This is a genomic window from Cupriavidus sp. H39 (assembly GCF_050271075.1).
GTDB classification, from domain to species: Bacteria; Pseudomonadota; Gammaproteobacteria; order Burkholderiales; family Burkholderiaceae; genus Cupriavidus; species Cupriavidus necator_B.
Genome location: NZ_CP189847.1, coordinates 582,176 through 602,533 on the forward strand (window position 1 = coordinate 582,176; position 20,358 = coordinate 602,533).

A 20,358-nucleotide genomic window follows, 5' to 3' on the forward strand; every position below is an offset into this window, starting at 1 on the left:
GATACAGGAGACAAAACAATGACCTCGCCGCACGGCTTTCGCATTCATCCGCGTCCCGCGCACCTCGTCAGCACGTCGCTGATGGAGCGGTATCGCAGGTTCCCGGTCGCCAATGTCAGCGATGCCATGAGCCGCACGACGGGAACCAGTCAGCTGCGGGCATTCCACCGTCGCGAGGGCAACCTGGTCGGACGGGCACTGACTGTACGCACGCGTCCCGGTGACAATCTCATGGTTCACAAGGCCATCGACCTCTCGGGGCCCGGTGATGTCATCGTGGTCGACGCCGGCGGCATTGGACCCAATGCCATCATCGGAGAAATCATGCTGGCACTCGCCATTGCGCGGGGCGCCGCCGGCTTCGTCATCGACGGCCTGATTCGCGACAGCGACACGATTGGCAAGGAGCCCCTGCCTGTCTACGCCCGGGGTGTTTCGCACCGTGGCCCGTACAAGGATGGCCCGGGAGAACTGCACGTGCCGGTCTCCATCGACGGCATGGTGGTTCGGCCCGGCGACCTGATTATTGGCGATGGTGATGGCCTGCTGGTCGTTCCCGCCGAGGAAGCCGAAGCGATTGCGGTCCGCGTGGAAGACGTGCAGCGCATGGAAGCCGGCGTTCTGGAATCGATTGCACAAGGTCGTGCGGACCGTACCTGGGTGGACCGCTCGCTGACCGACAAGGGGATACTGTGAGCCCGGCCCTTCCCGCGAAGCGCCAGGTCGTCCGATTCGACTACTGGCTGGACCCCGCTTTCAACCGCATTGTGGGCGAAGCATCGGATGTCGCCTTGCACACATGCCAGCGCGAAGGTGCAGACGAGGAAGCATGGGCACGCCTCTCCGAAGCCCACGTGTATCAGATTACGGCCGCCAAGGACGAACTGCCCCGACGCTGGTTCGTGACGGCAGAGTTGCTCGCGCGTTGCCCGAATCTTCTGGCCGTATCATCGAGCGGCTCCGGTTGCGACACGATTGATATCGATGCCTGCACGGCCGCGAGCGTGGCCGTGATGAACCAGGCCGGCGGGAACGCCGATTCCGTGGCGGAAATGGCGGTCGGACTGATGCTCTCTGTGATGCGACGCATTCCTGAGTCAGACCGCCGCATGAAGACATATACCACCGGGAGCCGCGAAGACCTGATGGGCCACGAACTTCGCGGACGCACTCTGGGCGTGGTAGGCGTCGGGCATGCCGGGGGCCGAACTGCGGCGCTGGGGTGCGCCTTCGGTATGCGCGTGATTGGCTATGACCCGTATCTCGATAGCGCAGAGATGGCAAAGCGCGGCGCCGAACACGTCTCGTTCGACGAATTGCTGCGCACGTCCGATATCGTATCGATGCACTGCCCGCGCGATGCCAGCACGCTTGGGATGATGAACGCTGCGGCCTTCTCGGCCATGCGTCCTGGCAGCATCTTCGTCAGCACTGCACGAGGCGGTATCCACGATGAGGCAGCCCTGTACGAGGCGTTGACGAGCGGACACCTTGCTGGGGCCGGCCTGGACGTCTGGGACCAGGAGCCGCCGCCGCCAGGCCATCCGCTTCTGACGCTCGACAACGTCGTCGCGACGTTCCATACAGCTGGCGTGACACATGACGCCCGTCGCAGGAACGCAACGCTCGCCGCAACACAAATCCTGGAATTGCTCTCTACGGGAGAGAAGCCCGAACGCCTGGTGAACCCCGACGTCTGGCCCAGGATGCGCCAACGGATGGAGGCAGCCTTGCGCGTAGCCGCGCGTTGAACACGCACGCACGTAGTCATCACAACAATACGCCGGCCACATAAGGGGTCGGTGAGGAGACAAAACCATGCACAGCAATCCCGACTTCCGTCGTCGGCGTCTATCCCTTTGCCTTGCCGCGTGTTCGCTCGTCGGTATGGTTGGCGCTCTGGCACCAGCCTCAGCCCAGGCGCAAGCCGCAGCTTGGCCGAATCGACCCATCGAGATGATTGTGGCGTACGCACCGGGTGGCGGCACCGACCTGGTTGCCCGGCTGCTCGCACGCCATCTGGAAAAGGAACTGGGCACCACCATCGTCGTGCAGAACAAGCCCGGTGCCGGGGGCGCCATTGGTTTCGCCGAGCTGGCACGCGCCACGCCGGACGGCTACACCATCGGCTTCATCAACACACCGAACCTGCTGACGATTCCGGTTGAACGCAAGACGACGTTCACCTGGAGGAGCTACGACCTCATCGGCAACCTGGTGGACGACCCGGGTGCATTCACCGTCAACCAATCCAGCAGCATCGATTCCCTGGCTACGCTCGTGAAGTACGCCAAGGCAAACCCGGGCGCCGTCACCGTCGGTACCACGGGTGTTGGCTCGGACGACCACCTTGCGATGCTGCTGTTCGAGAAGGCAGCGGGCGTAAAGATGACCCACGTGGGCTACAAGGGCGCGGGCGAAGTCCGTGGCGCGCTGGCTGGTCAGCAGATTACGATTGGCGCCATCAACGTCGGCGAAGCCCTGGCCTACCAGAAGGGCGGCACGCCGCTTAAGTTCCTGGGACAGATGGGCCTGTCGCGCGCAGTACTAGCGCCCAACGTCTCGACGTTCCGCGAGCAGGGCTACAACATCGAGCTCGCATCCTTGCGGGGCCTGGCCGCGCCCAAGGGCCTTCCGGAGCCAGTCAAGAAGAAGCTAGTCGATGCAATGGCCAAGGTGGCCGCGGACCCGCAGTTCAAGCAGCAAGCTGACGCCATGTTTGCGCCGCTGCGCTACCTGGCCCCACCCGCCTACGCCGCCGAACTCGAACGCGCCGAAGCAGGCTTCCGCCAACTGTGGAAGGAGATGCCATGGCAAGAAAAGTGAGCCGGCTTCTCCGTATTGCGATCGGCACCGCAGCGCTGGTATGCTCGACGCTGCTGTCGGCGCAGACGGCGTTGCCACCGGGTGCAATCACCATGGTTGTCGGCTGGCCTGCTGGAGGCCCTTCCGACTCCGTTGCGCGTCTGCTATCTGCGCAGATGTCCAAGACGCTGGGCCAGCCCATCGTCATCGACAACCGTGCAGGGGCAGGCGGCAATATCGGCTCGGGCATCGCCGCCCGCGCCAAGCCCGACGGCAGCACCATCATGCTGGCCACCGCGACGTCCCACGGGCTGAACTCTGCTCTTTACAGCAGGCTCAATTACGACCCGATAAAGGACTTTGCGCCAATTGGCCTGATTACCACCTCGCCAGGCGTGATGCTCATCCCCAAGGACTCGCCCTATCGTTCGGTAGCCGAGCTGGTTGCCAAGGCACGTGCTCAGCCTGGTCAGCTGAACTACGCTTCCGGAGGCGTCGGTTCGAGCCAGCATCTCGCAGGCGCAGTATTCAGGAAGCTCGCCAACGTGGATGTGGCGCACATTCCGTTCAAAGGCACCGCCCCTGCCATGACCGACCTAATGGCTGGTCGCGTCGACTTCGTCATTCCGACGGGTGCTCTACCCTTTATCCGCTCCGGCAAGGTTCGTCCACTTGCCGTCGCCTCACATCAACGCCTGCCAGCGCTGCCAGACGTACCGACGTTCGAGGAAGCCGGCGTGAAAGGGGTCTATACCGATTCCTGGTATGGGCTCGTAGCGCGCGAACACGCCGGGACCGGCGCTCGAGAAGTTGAACGCTGCGCTGAACCAGGCCTTGCGAGACCCCGAGTTGCAAAAGCAATTCTCGGAGCAAGGTTCACTGCTGGTCAAGCCGATGGGGGTGGATGAGTACTGGACGTTCGTGAAGAAGCAGATGCCCACCGCGGCAGAGCAAGTACGCATCTCAGGGGCGAAAGCGGACTAGGGACACGGCAAGCTTCGCCGGCGCCCTTTGGCTAGAGAGCTACACTCGACGAAGGCATATACGAAGGCATATAGTTGAATTCCGGGGGCTGAATTGCCACATTCCGTATCCTAATGGGTCGTTAAGACGGCCGTTGAGGAACGGGATGCTGGATCGGAAGACGCTGCAGGCCTTGGGCTGCTGGGACGGCTACAAGCTGGATCGGGTGGTATGGCCTGAAGGGGAGAGCCGTACGCTGGCGCTTTACCTTAAGCCGGTGAGCAAGGTCATGTACTGCGAGGAATGCGGATCGAAGTGCCGGCAGGTCCATGAGACGGTGGTGCGGCGCGTGCGCGATCTTCCGCTGTTCGAGTACCGGGTGGTGCTACATGTCCCCCGCAGGCGCGTATGGTGCGATCAATGTGGCGGCCCGCGGCTTGAGCGGCTCGAATGGCTGGGACGCTACCAGCGTGTCACAGCCAGGCTGGCGCAGGCCTGTGGGCAGTTGCTGCGTCACTGCACGGTTCAGGCCGTAGCGGCTTTCTATGATCTGGGCTGGCATACCGTTAAAACGATCGACAAGGCTCGACTGCGCGAGGCAGTCGTCGAGCCGGACTGGTCCAGCATCCGCTATCTGGCCATGGAAGAATTCGCGCTGCACAAGGGCCATCGCTATGCCACAGTGGTAGTCGATCCGTTGGGCGGCAAGTGCTCTGGATTGGTCAGGGCCGCTCGCGCGAGACGGCACGCGCCTTCTTTGAACAGCTCCCACCAGGCGCGGCCGAGCGCATCGAGGCGGTTGCCATCGACATGACGACCGCCTATGAACTGGAGATTCGGGAGCATTGCCCGCAGGCTGAGGTGGTCTACCTCTTCCGCGTCGTGGCCAAGTACGGGCGCGAAGTCATTGACCGGGTCCGCGTGGACAAAGCCAACCACCTGCGGGACGACCGTCCGGCCAGGCGGGTGCTCAAGTCCACGCGCTGGCTGCTACTACGCAACAAGGAAAACCTGAGCGAGTCTCAGGCCGTGCATCTGAACGACGTGCTGCAGGCCAATCAGCCGTTGCTGACGGTCTACATCCTGAGAGATGAGCTCAAGCGGCTGTGGTTCTATCGCCGCCCGAGTCTTTTTGCAAGAGCTTCTCGTGCAACTCGACGGTCAGCGTTTCGACACGCTCAGTTAATTTCTGGGTAAGTTCGGTCAGTTCCGTATTCCGCTGCAGCAACTCCAGTAGTTGTGCCGCGTTTCGCGCGGCAATTATCTGCCGCTGCTCGTTAGCGATGGCAAGGGCCTCCCTGTGTTGCGCGTCAGCCTCGGCGTGTGCGTTGTCTCGCGCTGCCTGTCGCGTCTGAGCAAGCAAAATGAGCGGCGCGGCGTAGGCTGCTTGGAGACTGAATGCCAGATTAAGGAGAATGAATGGGTAAACATCAAACCCGGTGAAACCGAGGGCGTTCACCCCAATCCAGATGGCGACGATTACCGTCTGTGCCCCTAAAAAAACGGGCGTCCCAAAGAAACGCGCAAACGCTTCGGCCCTGAGCGCGAACCTGTCGTTGCCGAACGCCGGGGCAAGATGTGCATGAGGCCGATGGAAGCGAAAGTGATCAACGCTCGGAACGTCGCACGGAGCGGCATGGGAGCCGGAATTCGATGTTTTCATACATTCCCCAAGTAAGTAATCGTTCGAGACAAGTCCGCAGCGACGTCTGCGGCACTATGCCGAGGAAGACACTCAATGAACCACGGAACTTAACGTCAGACTCACCGCAGCCAACGCCGGCGTGGGAACGTCAGAGTGTAGTACGAAACACCCGCAGAACGATTTCACCCAACCCGTTGCATCCACCGGTCGAGGTAATAAACATCGCCGCATTGAAGTACGCAAGAGAGTAGCTCTGGCGGCGGGCCCGGCAGGCGCGCGTTGCAGGACGCCCCTTATAGTGGTTGCGCCCATCAGGGCCAGAGGGTCACGAATCGAGACCGTTCAGCCTCTGATGCGCCAAACCTCGAGCGAGGATACCGTGTGGACTCTCACTATAGATGGAGGCTCCGTTCGAGGCCGGCGCAAATCAGAATGTTCAAGCTTTGAAGTTCTCCGGGCCGACTGACGGCTAAAGACCAGGCCTACCACGTAGTCGCGTTTGTGAGAAAGAAGTTGCCGGATATTGCAGAGCGTCTTACCGCGTTTGTACGAGCGGCATCGGGAACCGATCGTCCGCGCACGTCAGGTTAGGAGACCAGAGTGAATGCACCTCAGGTCGGAGGGCACGGCAACCTGACGTTTCCAGCCTAGCGCCGTTCCAGCACAACGTGGTGGGCGAAAGTACTCGAATGGCGCCATTGCAAGGCTAGACGCCATCGCAATTGGCAGCTCAGCATCACAATTCCAAAACTCGCTGTCAGCTAATGTCAATAGCGCTGCCTTTTGGTCCACTTCCACTGTCCAAAAGTCTCGAGCTCCCGAAACGAGCGAGCTGCGACAGTTCATTATGCAAGCCTATGCAGACAGCATAAACCTCGTGCCTGCGAGTGGCGCAGCACAGCGCGTACAGAGAAAGGAAGATCGGAACACTTTGAGGTCGTTGATGTTACCTAACGTCGCCCCAAAACACGAGCATTGAGCACCTAGTTCCGTTCCGTGAATAGACAAATAACGACGCGGCCACAGGAAATCGGAAGCCGCACTATCGGGGGCTGTGCTCTCCGTCTGTCGGCCTACTAGATTGCGCAGACACCATCTTCGAGCGTTCCTCGCCCGCTTAAGCCGATGCGCTTCATTGGGTGGTTCCAGCACCCCAGAGATGTGGGCCGGGATGGCCCACATACGAGTTTCAGTATAAAATTGTCATATTGCTTTTTTATACTGAAACTCATGGACCCGTGGATCGAGTTGGATGAGGATGCGCTGCGCCAGTATATCGACGCCAAGACGGTGTTCGAAGCGTGGGAATCCGCGCGTGCCAAGGCCGCAGAGGTTCGCGGCGGCATGCTCTGGCGAACCACGAAGGGCCGCGAGTACCTGATTCGGACTGGCGTGGACAACAAACAAAAGAGCCTCGATTTCAAGCGCTGGATGGCATCGACCGCAGAGCGCGATCCGCTCAAGGTATCTCGCGACAGGCTGCAGGCATCGATCGTGGAAGAGCTCGCCAACCGATTCCGGCTGGGTGTTTAGCAAGCCGGGCGTTGCCTGCCGCATGCTGTTGTCTACTCTTCAACCCGGGCTTTCCACTCCCTGGCCGCATTTTTGTCCATCTTGGTCGCATGAGCCGCTGCCTGTTCGAGCAACGCCGCATGCGCCCTCGGCACGACGAGCATCGTCAAACCCAGTCCGTCCATCACGCGCAGCGCGTGCTCCAGATTGACGCCCTTGCCGTTCTCCAGCTTGGACAGCATGCCGACGGACACCCCGCAATGATTAGCAGCTTGGTCAATGGGCATGCCTTCCCCTGCCCGCGTTGCGCGAATCCGATCGCCAAGCTGGTCAATGCTGCGGATTGTCGCGCGTGATGGTGGAGTCGGATTAGGGAGTGGTCTCGGCATCGACGTAGAATAACTTTCACGAAAGTGAAATTATAACGACAACGTCCAAGCACAAGCATGGCCGCCCCACTTTTGGTGTTGCCCTCCTCTAGAAGCTGGCAGTGCTGTTGTGGGCAGTAGCCTGGCGATTAATTGCATTTTTCGATGCCGAAGGCGACTGAGCACGACCAGCTTTCTGTTGAAGAACGAGGTTCGTGCGACCCAGGCTCAACATTCGTGCGACCGTTGCATTTTTTCGCTCGGCATTCATACGCCTGTATCGTTCCCATGCGAAGCAAGATCCCGGTGGGGCGTTGCGTGCGCTCTTCGAAGCAGCTGATTAAAATTACCAAGGTAATAGAGATTCCAGTACCAGGTCGTTTCAAGCTTGCCCGGATGTTGCTCGCACATTGAAAAGGCCGGATCCAGCCACTCCAGCTTCCAGAATGGCGAACTGACATCGGCAGGGTTCAGGATCAAACACGGATAGCAATACCGTAAGCGACGTCTTTCGTAGATCCAACCGATTGGGGTCTGCATGGCTCTCAGGCGATCCACGCTTACGCGGGTTAGCTTTGAGAGACGTTCCAAGGTCTCGATCGGCACTGGCGGAAACAGCAGCCATTTCCTTTGCGTCAGGGTTGGCATCGGACCGAGATCTGCGTGCGTCCAAAGCTGTTCTACCGTCATGGCGTACTTTCCAGCGAGTCGTCCAAGCCAGCCTCCAAATGCCTCCCCATCAAAGGGCCGCGGTGCAATGGGCCACGGCCTTGGCTGGTTAGAGCATGCAACTCCGGGCGTGTTCAATGTGTGAGACATCAATCATTTCCCTTCCATCGCGGATCGCAAGCTCAGTGGCAGAATTCAAAAGCCGCGAGACCTCACCGGTCAATCCTCCGCTCGTCTCCAGAACCGCCGAGACAACCTCTCTTCTCGACAGATTTGACGGCCGCCGCAAAGGAAGAATGCGCTCGAATGCCGCCAGGAGACCTCGGAAGGCTTCCGACTCCTGCCATCGAGGCATCTCGAAGCGCGCAAAGCGACTGCTCATTTGCGCATCGGTTTGCAGTGCAAACTCAGCATCCTGCGTTCCCACAAGGACAATCGTCATCTGGAGATCGTTGGCGAGAAATTTGAGCAGGTTCAGTGAGGCGCGCTGCTCGCGATAACTTCCCGCCAAGAGGTGATGCACTTCGTCGACAACCAGCATGCGCGGTGAAACTTCCCGTAGCACCTCGCGACTCAGATTCTCGAGCACATTGAGCCTTGCTGCCGCGTTGAACGGCGCTCCCAGCTCAAACAGGAGCGATGTATAGAAGCGGCTCTGGTCGGGCGCCGGTGGCATCTGCATAGACACAACCTTCCGGTGCTCCACGCCTGCTATTTCGTCGTATTCCGGAGGATGGCGCCGTGCGAATTTCGCGATGATCTGGGTCTTCCCGATGTTCGAGTCGCCATACAGCAGCACACAGGGCATACGCTGCCGTGGAGGAGTCTTCACCAACCAGTCCAAGACCTTGAACGCCTGTGTTGCGCGGGGATAGTCGATCCATCGATCGCGGGCCAAGGCAAGGATGCGAACATTGTCGTCGCTCTTTGCTAAAGGGCGGACATCCGGCAGAAGGTGGGTCAAGGAAGCACCCATGGCCAGTTCACAGTTGCTCGACGTGATAAATTGGAGCCGGCTTGCTGTAGTCCACATCCGGCGTGGGCGATGACGCACCGGGGGATTTCGTCTGTTGACTGGACCGCCACCTCGCCGGGAAAGGTGGAGTCTCCCCTGCTCTTCCCCGTCTGTCTGCAGATCGCCGCTTATGTGCGGCCCCCTCTATGAGGCTCCGTTGCGCGGCGATCGCATTGAATATCGCAGACTCCGTGACGTGGGATTTTCCCTGCGACCGGAGATGCTTCAGTGCCGCCTTTTGCTCCCACAGGGAGATTCGGTCACGCCGCAAGTCGGCAAAGATTGCCTCAACGTATTCCTTGCCATCGGCACTGACGAAGACTTTCGATAAGTCCTCCGGATGGTATCGCACCACGACGCGACGGTTAGCCGCCCGCCAGGCTGCAAAGACCGGATGCCAATAATGCAGATAGAACAGCATCAAGCCGTCAGCCTGGATGGTGCGACGGGCTATTGGCAGGAACTGAATAAGGAAGCGAAGTTCTTCGGCGGCGGAGTCGGGAAGAAGCCGCAGCTTCGATGCTTCAGACAACGTCGACCACGCTGAGTATGGTGTTGCGCCGCTTAACCCTCGATGGGCACTGTGATGGTAGGTCTGTCCGATTTCATACATCAACCATTGCTCGAACTCTCGGAGTGTCAATGCGGCCTCCGCTTCCGGCTTGCGAGCCTTTCGTCCTTTCGTCGAGGACCCGGTCGAGCCCGGCAGACTGTGTACTTTCTCCATTATGGTCCGGTTCAGTCTTTCTATATGGCCCCCGAAGTACGGTCGTCCAGGCGGGCGATACATCAGCTCGATTCCGTACTGATTGCAGCCCACTTGCAGTGCCTTACTCTTGAACTCGGCAGCGTTGTCGAGATGCAATACCTTCGGCACACCATGCATTGGCCAGTCTACGGCGACCTCCCGGCTCGCCAACCAGGGCGCTTTCGGCAGGACCATCCGCGTCAGAAGCAGAGCGACCGTCGCCGCATTAGGGTGGTCGAAGCCGACATACAAGGCCACGACTGCTCGTGTGGCGACGTCGATCGCCAAAGTTAGCCACGGTCTACCAATCGTGTGGCGAAACACCTCATCGACCAGCATGATGTCGGCAAGGGTGTGATCAATCTGCACAATATCCAATGGATACCGTGCAGCGAAGTGGCCCGGTGCTGCACCGGAAAGCTTCATGCCTTCTTTGTCCCGGTGGTCGGCCCACCGGCGGGATATCGTTGGCCGTGAAGGTGGTATGGCACCTGCAGCGGTGCACCGCATGTGAACCTCTCTGCAAATCGCAAGAAGGGGATGCGCGAGATGCTTCTTCCGCGGAAGCCAATCGGATAGGACATCCTGAATGATTGCCTCCACTTGATCCGACAGCATGTATTGCCCTCGCCGTGGTCCTGACGGAGACGGGAGCAATGACGCTGTCACCGGGTCTTCCAGAAAGCGTCGGCGCAGCCGGTACACTGAAGAACGGTGCAAACCTAATAGCTGTCCTGCAAGAGTTGCCTGCTTGCGGGTGAGTGGCGCTTGGCCAAGGGGGCGAAAGATTTTCGCCGCCGCCAGCTCGCGCTCGTCGGGCTCCTCTTTCATCGGACGCCCCCAGTGGTTTTTCCTCGTCTTACATTAGGCGATTTTGGTCAGTCCGGCGTAGTCTTACGAATGCTGAACATTCATGGCTTTGGCGTTGCCTTTCAGCAACGGCCGAAAAGTGTACTTGCGGAACGAATTCGCTTAGAAATCAAGGTGTTTTGGCAATGTGAATGGTCTTACACATGTTGTACATCGCTCGCACGATCCTTGTTCCTCAACACCGTCCTCGGCAGCATAGGCGCTTCTTGGGCGCCAGCGTTCCAAGCTACTGGCTCCTTGACGCCCGCATAGACCTCGTCTGCATGTACAAGCAGATGGTTCAGCGTCCCAAGTGCACTATTGAATTGGCACGCCCGTTGTTCTCAGCGTATGTAGCCAACGAAGGCCTCCATCTGGCCGTCTAGAATCCCATTCAACTGGAGCCGTGACCGCTGACGTCCGGGCTGCAACATTTCCCTCTACCTCAACAAGTTTGGTTTCAACGAGCTGTCGCGGTACTCGGGGAAAGGCAACGTTGCCGTGGACCCACTCCTCCAAGCGCCGGCGCTGCTCTGGAGGGTTCAGCAAGCGCGCACAAAGCAGGGCAATCTTCTGGCTCCTCCAATACGTCGCTTAAGGGATCCCTTATAGGCCGGCAAAGAATCGCTGAATTGTCCTTCAGTTGGCACGCGGATATCTTTGCGCAACAGGCACGAGTCTTGCCAGCGACGCTACCGGTTGCGGCACGCTGATCCACGCCAGGAGACGACCAGGCACGCTGCCCAACGCAGCAATTCCCATCAAGGATGGCTCTCAATGCCCCTGCGCAAGCCCCACGCAGCGGCTCCTGTGCGCGCGTTCAATCCTTGTCGGACATAAGAATGGCGGAGACCCCCGGCCCCTTCATCCGCGGCTGGTGGAAACAATGACGATGAGACTACGATGACTACACCCACCAGCATTGGACGCCGGCGGTTCCTAAGGATCCTTGGCGCCGGCCCCGTGGCCGCCTCGGCCGCGGCCCTGGGCATGGCGCCAGCCTGGGCGCAGGCCCCGGCTGGCGTGCGGCCTTACAAGCTGCTGCGTGCGAAAGAGACGCGCAACAACTGCACCTATTGCTCGGTCGGGTGCGGACTTCTGATGTATTCGCTGGGGGATGGGGCCAGGAACGCAAAACCCCGCATCTTCCACATCGAAGGAGATCCCGATCATCCTGTCAGCCGTGGTTCACTGTGTCCCAAGGGGGCGGGGTTGCTGGACATCGTCCATTCGAAAAACCGGCTGCTGTACCCGGAATACCGCGCGCCGGGGTCGAAGGAATGGATTCGCATCAGCTGGGACGACGCCACCCGGCGCGTCGCGCGATTGCTCAAGGACGATCGCGACAAGCATTTCATCGCGCGCAACGAGCAAGGCCAGTTGGTGAATCGCTGGCTGAGTTCAGGCATGCTCGCCTCGTCGGCGGCCTCCAACGAAACCAGGGTGCTCGACTTCAAGTTTGCCCGTTCGCTGGGCATGCTTGCCCTGGACTGCCAGGCGCGGCTGTGCCACGGGCCTACAGTATCGGCACTGGGCCCATCGTTCGGGCGCGGCGCGATGACCAACCACTGGGTGGACATCAAGAACGCCAATGTCGTCATGGTCATGGGCGGCAACCCTGCCGAGGCGCACCCTGTCGGCTTCAAGTGGGTGATCGAGGCAAAGATCAAGAACAAGGCCAAGGTCATCGTCATCGATCCGCGCTTCAACCGCACCGCCGCGGTGGCCGACATCTTCTCGCCGATCCGTGCCGGATCGGACACGGCCTTCCTGATGGGCCTGGTCAACTGGCTGCTGCAACACGACAAGATCCAGCGCGACTACGTGCGCGCGTACACCAACGCATCGCTGATCGTGCGGGAGGATTTCGGCTTCGACGAGGGGTTGTTCTCAGGCTTCGACGCCGAAAAGAAGCGGTACGACAAGTCCTCCTGGACCTATGAACTCGACGGCGCAGGAAACGCCCGGCGCGATCCGTCGATGCGCCACCCCCGTTGCGTGCTGAACCTGCTGAAGCAGCACGTGTCGCGCTACACGGCGCAGAAGGTCGAGGAAATCACCGGCGTGAAGCAGGCGGACTTCCTGCGGATCGCCAAGATCGTCGGTGCCTGCTCGGCGAAGGACAAGACCCTGACGTGGCTGTACGCGCTGGGCTGGACGCACCACACCGGCGGCGCCCAGATCATCCGCGGCGCGGCCATGATCCAGCTGCTGCTGGGCAATGTCGGCATGGCCGGCGGCGGCGTGAATGCGCTGCGCGGGCACTCCAACATCCAGGGCTATACCGACCTGGGACTGCTGTCGGTACGGCTGCCGGGCTATATGGACCTGCCCACGGACCGGCAGCAGACACTCAGGCAATACCTGGCCGAGGCCACGCCCAAGGCGCTGCTGCCCGACCAGGTGAACTACTGGAAGAACCTGCCCAAGTTCTTCGTCTCATTGCAGAAGAACCTGTTCGGCCAACATGCCACGGCGGAGAACGACTGGGCCTACGACCTGCTGCCGAAATGGGACCGCAGCTACGACATGCTGGCGTACTTCGACATGATGTACGAAGGCAAGGTCAACGGCTATATCGTCCAGGGCTTCAATCCGCTGGCGGCGATGCCCGACAAGAACAAGTCCTCCGCCGCCCTGTCGAAACTGAAGTTCCTGGTGGTGATCGACCCGCTGGTGACAGAGACCTCGAACTTCTGGCGCAACGAGGGCAAGTTCAACGACGTCAACACCGAAGAGATCATGACCGAGGTGTTCCGGCTGCCGTCGAGCTGCTTTGCCGAGGAAGACGGCACCGTGGTGAACTCCGGCCGCTGGCTGCAATGGCACTACGCGGGTCAGCAGCCGCCAGGCGAAGCGCGGCATGACCCGGCCATCCTCGGCGGCATCATGATGGAGCTGCGCCGGTTGTACGAAACGGAAGGCGGCGCCTGTCCCGAGCAGGTGCTGCACATGACCTGGGATGCCGAAACCTATCATGATCCGTACAACCCGCATCCCGAGGAAATGGCCAAGGAGGCCAACGGCTATGCGCTGGCGGATGTCTTCGACCCGAGCGGAAAGCAGGTTCTGCGCAAGGGCCAGTTGCTGGATTCGTTCGCGCAGCTGCGTGACGACGGCACGACCTCGAGCTACTGCTGGATCTTCGCCGGTTCCTGGACCGAGGCCGGCAACCAGATGGCCCGGCGCGACAACACCGACACCGGGCTCGGCAATACCCCCGGCTGGGCCTGGTCCTGGCCTGCCAACCGCCGCATCCTGTACAACCGCGCCTCGATGGACGAGATGGGGAACCCGTGGGACCCCAAACGCCGGATCCTGCATTGGAATGGCCGGCAATGGGCGGGCGCGGACGTGCCCGATTTTCCGCTCACCGCGTCGCCCGGCACGCCGGTCGGGCCTTTCATCATGCTGCCCGAAGGTGTTGGCCGCCTGTTCTCCGCCGGCGGCATGATCGACGGTCCCTTTCCCGAGCACTACGAGCCGGTGGAAAGCCCGATCGCGAGCATGCCAGGGTCACCCACAACCCGACCGCGCGCATCTTCCAGAACGATGCGCAGCGGCTGGGCAACCGCACCGAGTTCCCCTATGTCGCCACGACCTATTCGGTGACCGAGCTGTTCCGCCACTGGACCAAGCACTCGCACCTGAACGCCATGCTGCAGCCCGAGCAATTCGTCGAGATCGGCGAGAAGCTGGCCGCGGACAAGGGCATCGGCCACGGCGACACGGTGCGGATCACCACCCGGCGCGGCTATATCACGGCCAAGGCCGTGGTGACCAAGCGCATGCGCACGCTGCAGGTAGCAGGACAGACCGTCGAGCAGGTCGGCATCCCTTGCCACTGGGGCTTCGAGGGCGCGACGCGCAAGGGCTATCTGGCCAACACGCTGGCGCCGGGCGTTGGCGACGCCAATTCGCAAACCCCGGAATTCAAGGCATTTCTCGTCAACATTGAAAAGATGGCCGGAGCCCAGGCATGAACTCGCAGAACATCATCCGCCGCTCGGCCTCGTCCGACCTGACGCCGGCGCCCCGCATCCGCGACCACCAGATGGAAGTGGCCAAGCTGATCGACATCTCGATCTGCATCGGCTGCAAGGCGTGCCAGGTCGCCTGCAACGAATGGAACGACCTGCGCGGCGACGTGCAGGAGAACGTCGGCATCTACGACAATCCGCGCGACCTGTCGCCCAACACCTGGACCCTGATGCGCTTCACCGAGCATGAGGACCAGGCCGGCAAGCTAGAATGGCTGATCCGCAAGGACGGCTGCATGCACTGCGAGGATCCCGGCTGCCTGAAGGCCTGTCCCGCGCCCGGCGCCATCGTGCAGTATGCGAACGGCATCGTCGACTGCTGCACGCCGACGATGTTGTCAGCATCACATCGACTTGGCCATTGACCATGTCGCTTAGCACCTGCGCGCCGCTCTTGTAGGGCACGTACAGCATCTTGATTCCGGTGCTAACCTGGATCAGCTCACTGGCCAGATGGCCACCCGAGCCCAATGCCAGCGAGCCCATCACCACCTTGCCGGGGCGCTGGCGCGCGTACGCGATGAGATCAACAAAGCTGTTGACTGGCAGGTCCTTACGCGCCGCCAGCACATAGGCGTTGCCCAGCGCCATTCCAATGGGTTCCAGGTCCCTTTCCGGGTCGTAAGGCAGCTTGGTGTAGAAAGACCGGTTGATGGCCAGCGTGACAATATTGCCATATCCGATGGTGTAGCCGTCCGGCGCCGAGGTGGCCACCATCTGCGTGCCGACGATGCCGCCCGCACTGGGCCGGTTGTCAATCACCACGGGCTTGCCCAGTTCGCGGCCCATCGCATCGGCAATCGGGCGCACCGCAACGTCGACACCGGCCCCTGCCGCATACGGCACTACCAACTTGATCGGCCGCTCCGGCCACTCGGCGTGCGCCAGCAGTGGTGCAGCGCATATCGCCGCAGCTGCCAGCGCGCCCATCACCCGTACGGCCAAGCGGCCGCTGACCGATCCTTCCAGTTCCACCGATTCGTTGGATCTGTTTGTCGGGGCATGTCTGTTCTTCATAGGTCTCCTAACACTGTCCATTCTGCGTTGGCATGGGATTTCCAAGAAGCCTACGCAGTTAGAATGAATGTTGAAAGACGCCATTTTCTTGAGGAAGACAACCCATGGTTGTCAGTCGACTTCTAGCCAAATGTGTTTAATACGCCATGCGACATCTCGAATAGCAAGCAGCATTAACAAAAGTGAGCAGGGAGACGAGACGTGAAGGACCATCACCTGAAGGCCTGGCTGAGCCTGGTCGAGACCGGCAGCATCCGCGGCGCGGCGCGCAGCCTGCATCTCAGCCAGGCCGCCATCACCAAGGCAATCCGCGAACTGGAGCAGGACCTCGACGCGCCGTTGATCGTGCGCAGCTCGCGCGGCGTGACACTGACCGAGTGTGGCCATCAGCTGACGATGCGCGTACGGCTGGCGCAGGCACAGTTCGAGCTGGCGCGGCAGGACATTCGCCAGTTACAGGGCGGCAAGGAGGCTCACGTGTCGGTGGCGGTCACGCCAACGATCTATGTCAGTCTGCTGCCCGACGTAATCGATGCATTCCGCAAGCGCATGCCGCTGGCCGAACTCAATCTGGAAGAGGGCATGATGCCGCTGGTACTGCCCGCGCTGCGCGACGGTTCTATTGACTTTGCCGTTGCCGCCCCGGCGCACCAAGCCCTCGCCCCTGAGTTCAGCTTTGAGCCGCTGCAGACGCTGGAAATGATTGTCGGCTGCCGCCCCGGCCATCCGCTGGCGAAAGCCACAGAATGGGAGCAGCTTCTCGACTGCGAATGGCTGATGCACCTGGCGCCCGGCAGCCACCACACCGATATGGTCGGCCAGTTGCAGCGCGCCGGAATTCCGGTGCCCCAGCGCATCATTACGACAAACAGCTTCGGCGTGACCTGGAACCTGATGACGCGCAGCGATGCGCTGCTCTCCTGCCCCGCCGCCTGGCTCAGCGTGCAACCCTACGCCCAGCAGGTTACCCGCGTGCCGCTGCGCATGCCCCTGCCGTCGATCACGCTAGGCATACTGAGCCTGCGTGATACGCCGCTGTCGCTGGCGGCGGAGACCATGGCGGAACTCTTCCGTAGAGAGATTGCGGCGCATGGGAAGAAGCTGGCAACGGGCGGGTAGGGGTGGCACCTTCGGCGGCAGGCCGGAAGGCCGTTGCGCCAAGGAAGGTCGCCTTTGGTGTGGCCAGACTGGCTCCCTTCGCCAGTTACACCTTGCACGTGGGTGCCATCTTCTCTGTCAGCGCCGTTGACCCGGTACGACAGCATCAGTCGGCTCGATTCTATGAGCTTCGGCGAGAAGCCAGTCCAGAAATGCGTTCTGCGCAGCGCTGCGCGGCCGCTGCGCGTCCACACAGGTGAAATAGCCGCGCTCGGTGTCTACTGGCAAATCAAAAGGCTTCACCAGTTCACCGGCTTCCAGTTCACGCTCAATTAGACAGGGTTGCGTTAGCGCGATACCCAATCCGGCCTTGGCCGCAAAGATCAAGTTGATGCTCAGGTCGTAGCCAGGGCCCAGCTTGGGGGCGGCCCTGAGTCCGGCTGCTTTGGCCCAGAGCGCCCAGTTCTCCGGGAAGTTCGTATGATGCAGCAACGTCTCTTTAAGCAAGTCGCTGGGACGCTTCAAGCGCGGCAATAACGATGGTGCGCAGACGGGAACGATCTCGCGGCCGAGAAGGTATTTCACTTGCATCCTGGCCGGCCAACGTCGCTTAGGTCGCCTCACCTCAATCCAGATGTCTACGTCGTCGCGGCTAAAGTCCTCATCATGACGAAACTGCCGCATCTCGACATCCACTTCCGGATGCGCTGTCCTGAAGCGCGCGAGGCGTGGAAGAAGCCATTGGGTACCGAGCGTAGGAATCACACTCAGCCGTAGTTTCCCGTCAGCGCGTGGACCCTGCAGCCGCGCCGCGGCAGCCTCCAGCGCCAGCACATGGCGCTCCGTTAACTTGCGCAACTGGCGGCCCTGTTCGGTCAGCGCCACGCCCTGCGACGACCGTTCAAACAACAGGCAATCGCCCAGGTGCTGCTCCAGGCGTTGCACAGCCCGGCTGACAGCAGCCTGGGTGACGCAAAGCTCCTCGGCCGCCAGGCGGAAGCTGCGCAGGCGACAAACCGCCAGAAAGGCGTGCAGTTCCACCAGTGAAGGAGAGCGAATCTTCATGCTCAATTACATTTTGTTATCGTGGTCAATGGTTTTGTCGTTTGCCTGCGGGCCTGCGTCTGCTTAATCTTGGGACATACTCTAACTTGCACGCCGGCAATGACCATCAATCGTCGCACCTTTCTCAAAGCAGCCGCCCTCAGCAGCCTGGGCGGCCTGGAGCTGCCCGCCTTCGCCGCTGAAAAATATCCTGCCCGTCCAATTTCCCTGGTGGTCCCGTTTCCCCCGGGCGGCTCGGTTGACGTGTCCGGTCGCCTGATCGCCGAGAGGCTGGGCAAGGCGCTTGGCCAGCCTGTGGTGGTCGACAACCGGCCGGGCGCCGGAGGCGCTATCGGTTCGACTTACGTATCGAAAGCACAGCCTGACGGCTACACCCTCATTGTCACCTCACAGAGCACGCATGTCGTGAATCCCGCGATGAACCCCAAGCTGCCCTATGACGCGGTGAAGGGATTCTCGAATATCACGCTCATTAGCCGGCTGTCAAACGTGCTGCTGTGCAATGCATCGCTGCCGATTCGCAACTTCGCCGAGCTGGTCAAGTACGCGCGCGCCCATCCGACCGCACTGAATTATGCAAGTGCCGGAACGGGTTCGGTGTCACACGTCAGCATGGAACTTCTCAAGAACCAGGCGGGTATCCCGATGACGCATGTTCCCTATCGCGGCGCCGGGGCGGCACTGACGGACCTGCTGGGCGGACAGGTGCACTTGACCTGGAATAATCTGTCCTCCAACCTGGACCACATCTTACAGGGCAAGTTGCGAGCGTTGGCCGTGGCCGCACCCGCGCGCGTGCCGCAACTGCCGGATGTGCCGACCTTTGCCGAACTCAAGCTGCCTGACCTGAATGAGACTTCATGGAACGGCCTTGCCGCCCCGGCCGGGACACCCCATGCAATCGTGCAACAACTCTACCTGGCGGTACGCAAGATTCTCGCGGAACCTTCGACCCGCTCGACCTGGGTCGCAAAGGGCATGATCGTGCCGGAAGACATTACGCCGGAGGCCTATACCAGGGAAACGGAGCAGCGAATCAGGTTCTACCAGCGCATCGCCAAAGACAACCGTATTACCCTGGACTGACGATGACCATCCATTCCAAGACCGGTACAGCGCTTCCCGACCTGCTCCCGCTGCACGACGAACTTGCTGCCCTGCGGCAGCACATCCACCGGCACCCGGAACTGGCTTTCGAGGAGCACGACACCGCGGACCTGGTTGCCGGCAAGTTGCAGGAATGGGGCTACCAGGTGACCCGTGGCATCGGACAGACGGGGCTGGTCGGCCAGTTGCGGGTGGGCAATGGTGCCAGGCGTCTTGGCCTGCGTGCCGACATGGATGCCCTGCCTATCCAGGAAGAGACAGGGCTTCCTTACGCCAGCAGCCGGCCCGGCCTCATGCATGCATGTGGGCACGACGGCCACACTACCATGCTCCTTGGCGCGGCAAAGCACCTCGCGGCCACGCGAAACTTCTCCGGCACGCTGAACCTGATTTTTCAGCCAGCGGAGGAGCGCGGGTTCGACAGCGGCGCCAAATCCATGGTGGCGGACGGCTTGTTCGAGCGCTTTCCTTGCGACATGGTGTTTGCCATGCACAACCATCCCGGCGTACCCCTGGGCCGGTTCCTGATGCGTCCGGGACCGTTTCTCGCCGCGGGCGACCGGGTGTTTATCAAGGTAGTAGGCCTGGGCGGTCACGCCGCGCGCCCTCATCTGGCCGTTGACCCGCTTGTGGCAGCGGCTGCAATCGTGATGGCGCTGCAGACCGTAGTCTCACGCAACGTCCCTCCCGACGAGCCGGCAGTGCTCACTGTTGGCCGGCTACGGTCTGGGGACGCACTGAACGTCATTCCGGCCGATGCCGAAATCGGCATCAGTGTGCGCTCGTTCAGTCCGCAGGTGCGCGCACTACTGAAGGACCGCATCACCACGCTGGTACACATGACCGCCGAATCGTATGGCGCGAAGGCGGAAATACGCTATGTGGAGGGCTACCCGGTCGTCGACAACGCCGCCGACGCGGTTGCCCTGGCGGCCGAAGTTGCCACGGAGCTTGTTGGCCAGGAGGGCGTAGACCGCGACTATCCCAGGATGATGGGTAGCGAAGACTTTGCCTATATGCTGCAGGAATGCCCGGGCGCGCTCGTGCGTATCGGCAACGGCCCATCGGACGGTGGGCGCGGCTTGCACAACCCGCGCTACGACTTCGATGACCGGAACCTGGCGTTGGGCGCAGCGTTTTGGTGCCGACTGACAGAGACATTCCTAGTCTGAATCCAGCCTAGGAGGCGATCGCGTTGTTGCGCTGAGCGCCGAGTAACGCGCAAAACGCGCTATTCCCTACAAGCTCTGCGAGAACGGGCAGGTTGAGCCGTGGGACTTCCGACTCGGGATGACCGAGCTGGCCGATGGCTTGCGCCATGCCTTTCGAAGGCGAAGGTCCCTTGTTTGAGCGGAGCCGCCGCTGCGATGGCTAGGTGACGGCTATGGCGAACGACGGCTCCTGGCCGATCACGGCCCTTCAGGTCAGGAGGGAGCAGCGCAATAGGAACAGTGCCC

At 61.1% G+C, this 20,358-nt stretch carries 14 protein-coding genes and 5 pseudogenes; 12 read left to right on the plus strand and 7 right to left on the minus strand.

Annotated elements, in window-relative coordinates; genetic code table 11:
* The first annotated feature begins 18 nt into the window (after positions 1-18).
* The 5 genes and pseudogenes from ACOCMH_RS15175 to ACOCMH_RS15195 all read left to right on the plus strand — a co-directional run.
* The gene (locus ACOCMH_RS15175) at positions 19-696 is read left to right on the plus strand and encodes an RraA family protein (protein WP_427309167.1); all 678 of its coding nucleotides are present in this window, start codon (positions 19-21) and stop codon (positions 694-696) included.
* Entirely contained in the window at positions 693-1,751 is a 1,059-nt protein-coding gene (locus ACOCMH_RS15180; protein WP_427309169.1) for a hydroxyacid dehydrogenase, read from the plus strand. The genes ACOCMH_RS15175 and ACOCMH_RS15180 overlap by 4 nt, the downstream gene beginning before the upstream one ends.
* Positions 1,752-1,818: 67 nt before the next feature.
* Positions 1,819-2,826 carry a tripartite tricarboxylate transporter substrate binding protein gene (locus tag ACOCMH_RS15185; RefSeq protein WP_427309171.1) on the plus strand — a complete coding sequence of 336 codons (1,008 nt, stop codon included), beginning with the start codon at positions 1,819-1,821 and terminating at the stop codon, positions 2,824-2,826.
* Positions 2,811-3,713 carry a Bug family tripartite tricarboxylate transporter substrate binding protein gene (locus ACOCMH_RS15190; RefSeq protein WP_427309173.1) on the plus strand — a complete coding sequence of 301 codons (903 nt, stop codon included), beginning with the start codon at positions 2,811-2,813 and terminating at the stop codon, positions 3,711-3,713. Before ACOCMH_RS15185 ends, ACOCMH_RS15190 begins: the two co-directional genes overlap by 16 nt.
* A gap of 221 nt (positions 3,714-3,934) precedes the next feature.
* Positions 3,935-4,911: pseudogene (locus ACOCMH_RS15195) on the plus strand (ISL3 family transposase); the annotation flags it as partial.
* Here the strand turns inward: ACOCMH_RS15195 and ACOCMH_RS15200 are convergent.
* Positions 4,865-5,431 (minus strand): DUF1003 domain-containing protein, encoded by a 567-nt coding sequence (locus ACOCMH_RS15200; protein WP_427309175.1) that lies wholly within the window; start codon positions 5,429-5,431, stop codon positions 4,865-4,867. The pseudogene ACOCMH_RS15195 and the gene ACOCMH_RS15200 overlap by 47 nt on opposite strands.
* Before the next feature lie 304 nt (positions 5,432-5,735).
* Here ACOCMH_RS15200 and ACOCMH_RS15205 point away from each other — a divergent pair.
* Together ACOCMH_RS15205 and ACOCMH_RS15210 are read left to right on the plus strand one after the other, a co-directional pair.
* Positions 5,736-5,998 (plus strand): annotated as a pseudogene (locus tag ACOCMH_RS15205) (ISKra4-like element ISBte2 family transposase); the annotation flags it as partial.
* Between the two features lie 645 nt (positions 5,999-6,643).
* The gene (locus tag ACOCMH_RS15210) at positions 6,644-6,946 is read left to right on the plus strand and encodes a hypothetical protein (RefSeq protein WP_427309177.1); all 303 of its coding nucleotides are present in this window, start codon (positions 6,644-6,646) and stop codon (positions 6,944-6,946) included.
* A gap of 32 nt (positions 6,947-6,978) precedes the next feature.
* Here ACOCMH_RS15210 and ACOCMH_RS15215 read toward each other — a convergent pair whose 3' ends face one another.
* From ACOCMH_RS15215 to ACOCMH_RS15230, 4 genes are all read right to left on the minus strand, one after another.
* Entirely contained in the window at positions 6,979-7,314 is a 336-nt protein-coding gene (locus ACOCMH_RS15215) for a helix-turn-helix domain-containing protein (RefSeq protein ID WP_427309178.1), read from the minus strand.
* 246 nt (positions 7,315-7,560) lie between these two features.
* Positions 7,561-8,112 (minus strand): TniQ family protein, encoded by a 552-nt coding sequence (locus ACOCMH_RS15220; RefSeq protein ID WP_427309180.1) that lies wholly within the window; start codon positions 8,110-8,112, stop codon positions 7,561-7,563.
* Entirely contained in the window at positions 8,072-8,938 is an 867-nt protein-coding gene (locus ACOCMH_RS15225; protein WP_427309181.1) for a TniB family NTP-binding protein, read from the minus strand. The genes ACOCMH_RS15220 and ACOCMH_RS15225 overlap by 41 nt, the downstream gene beginning before the upstream one ends.
* Before the next feature lie 7 nt (positions 8,939-8,945).
* Positions 8,946-10,151, minus strand: a complete 1,206-nt coding sequence (locus tag ACOCMH_RS15230; protein ID WP_427309183.1) for a Mu transposase C-terminal domain-containing protein — start codon at positions 10,149-10,151, stop codon at positions 8,946-8,948.
* Between the two features lie 1,326 nt (positions 10,152-11,477).
* Here ACOCMH_RS15230 and fdnG point away from each other — a divergent pair.
* Positions 11,478-14,557: pseudogene (gene fdnG / locus ACOCMH_RS15235) on the plus strand (formate dehydrogenase-N subunit alpha).
* A pseudogene (locus ACOCMH_RS15240) lies at positions 14,554-14,931 on the plus strand (4Fe-4S dicluster domain-containing protein); the annotation flags it as partial. The pseudogenes fdnG and ACOCMH_RS15240, both read left to right, overlap by 4 nt.
* A gap of 64 nt (positions 14,932-14,995) precedes the next feature.
* On the opposite strand, the pseudogene ACOCMH_RS15245 reads toward ACOCMH_RS15240, so the two are convergent.
* Positions 14,996-15,715: pseudogene (locus tag ACOCMH_RS15245) on the minus strand (Bug family tripartite tricarboxylate transporter substrate binding protein); the annotation flags it as partial.
* Positions 15,716-15,832: 117 nt separating this feature from the next.
* Between ACOCMH_RS15245 and ACOCMH_RS15250 the strand changes: the two are divergent.
* Positions 15,833-16,750, plus strand: coding sequence for a LysR substrate-binding domain-containing protein (locus tag ACOCMH_RS15250; protein WP_427309185.1), 918 nt, complete (start codon positions 15,833-15,835; stop codon positions 16,748-16,750).
* A gap of 117 nt (positions 16,751-16,867) precedes the next feature.
* Here the strand turns inward: ACOCMH_RS15250 and ACOCMH_RS15255 are convergent, their stop codons facing one another.
* Positions 16,868-17,794, minus strand: a complete 927-nt coding sequence (locus ACOCMH_RS15255; protein WP_427309186.1) for a LysR substrate-binding domain-containing protein — start codon at positions 17,792-17,794, stop codon at positions 16,868-16,870.
* 99 nt (positions 17,795-17,893) lie between these two features.
* On the opposite strand from ACOCMH_RS15255, the gene ACOCMH_RS15260 reads away from it, so the two are divergent.
* Together ACOCMH_RS15260 and ACOCMH_RS15265 are read left to right on the plus strand one after the other, a co-directional pair.
* Positions 17,894-18,880, plus strand: coding sequence for a Bug family tripartite tricarboxylate transporter substrate binding protein (locus ACOCMH_RS15260; protein ID WP_427309188.1), 987 nt, complete (start codon positions 17,894-17,896; stop codon positions 18,878-18,880).
* 2 nt (positions 18,881-18,882) lie between these two features.
* On the plus strand, positions 18,883-20,073 hold the full coding sequence (locus ACOCMH_RS15265) for a M20 aminoacylase family protein (RefSeq protein WP_427309190.1): 1,191 nt from the start codon (positions 18,883-18,885) through the stop codon (positions 20,071-20,073).
* Positions 20,074-20,358: the final 285 nt, after the last annotated feature.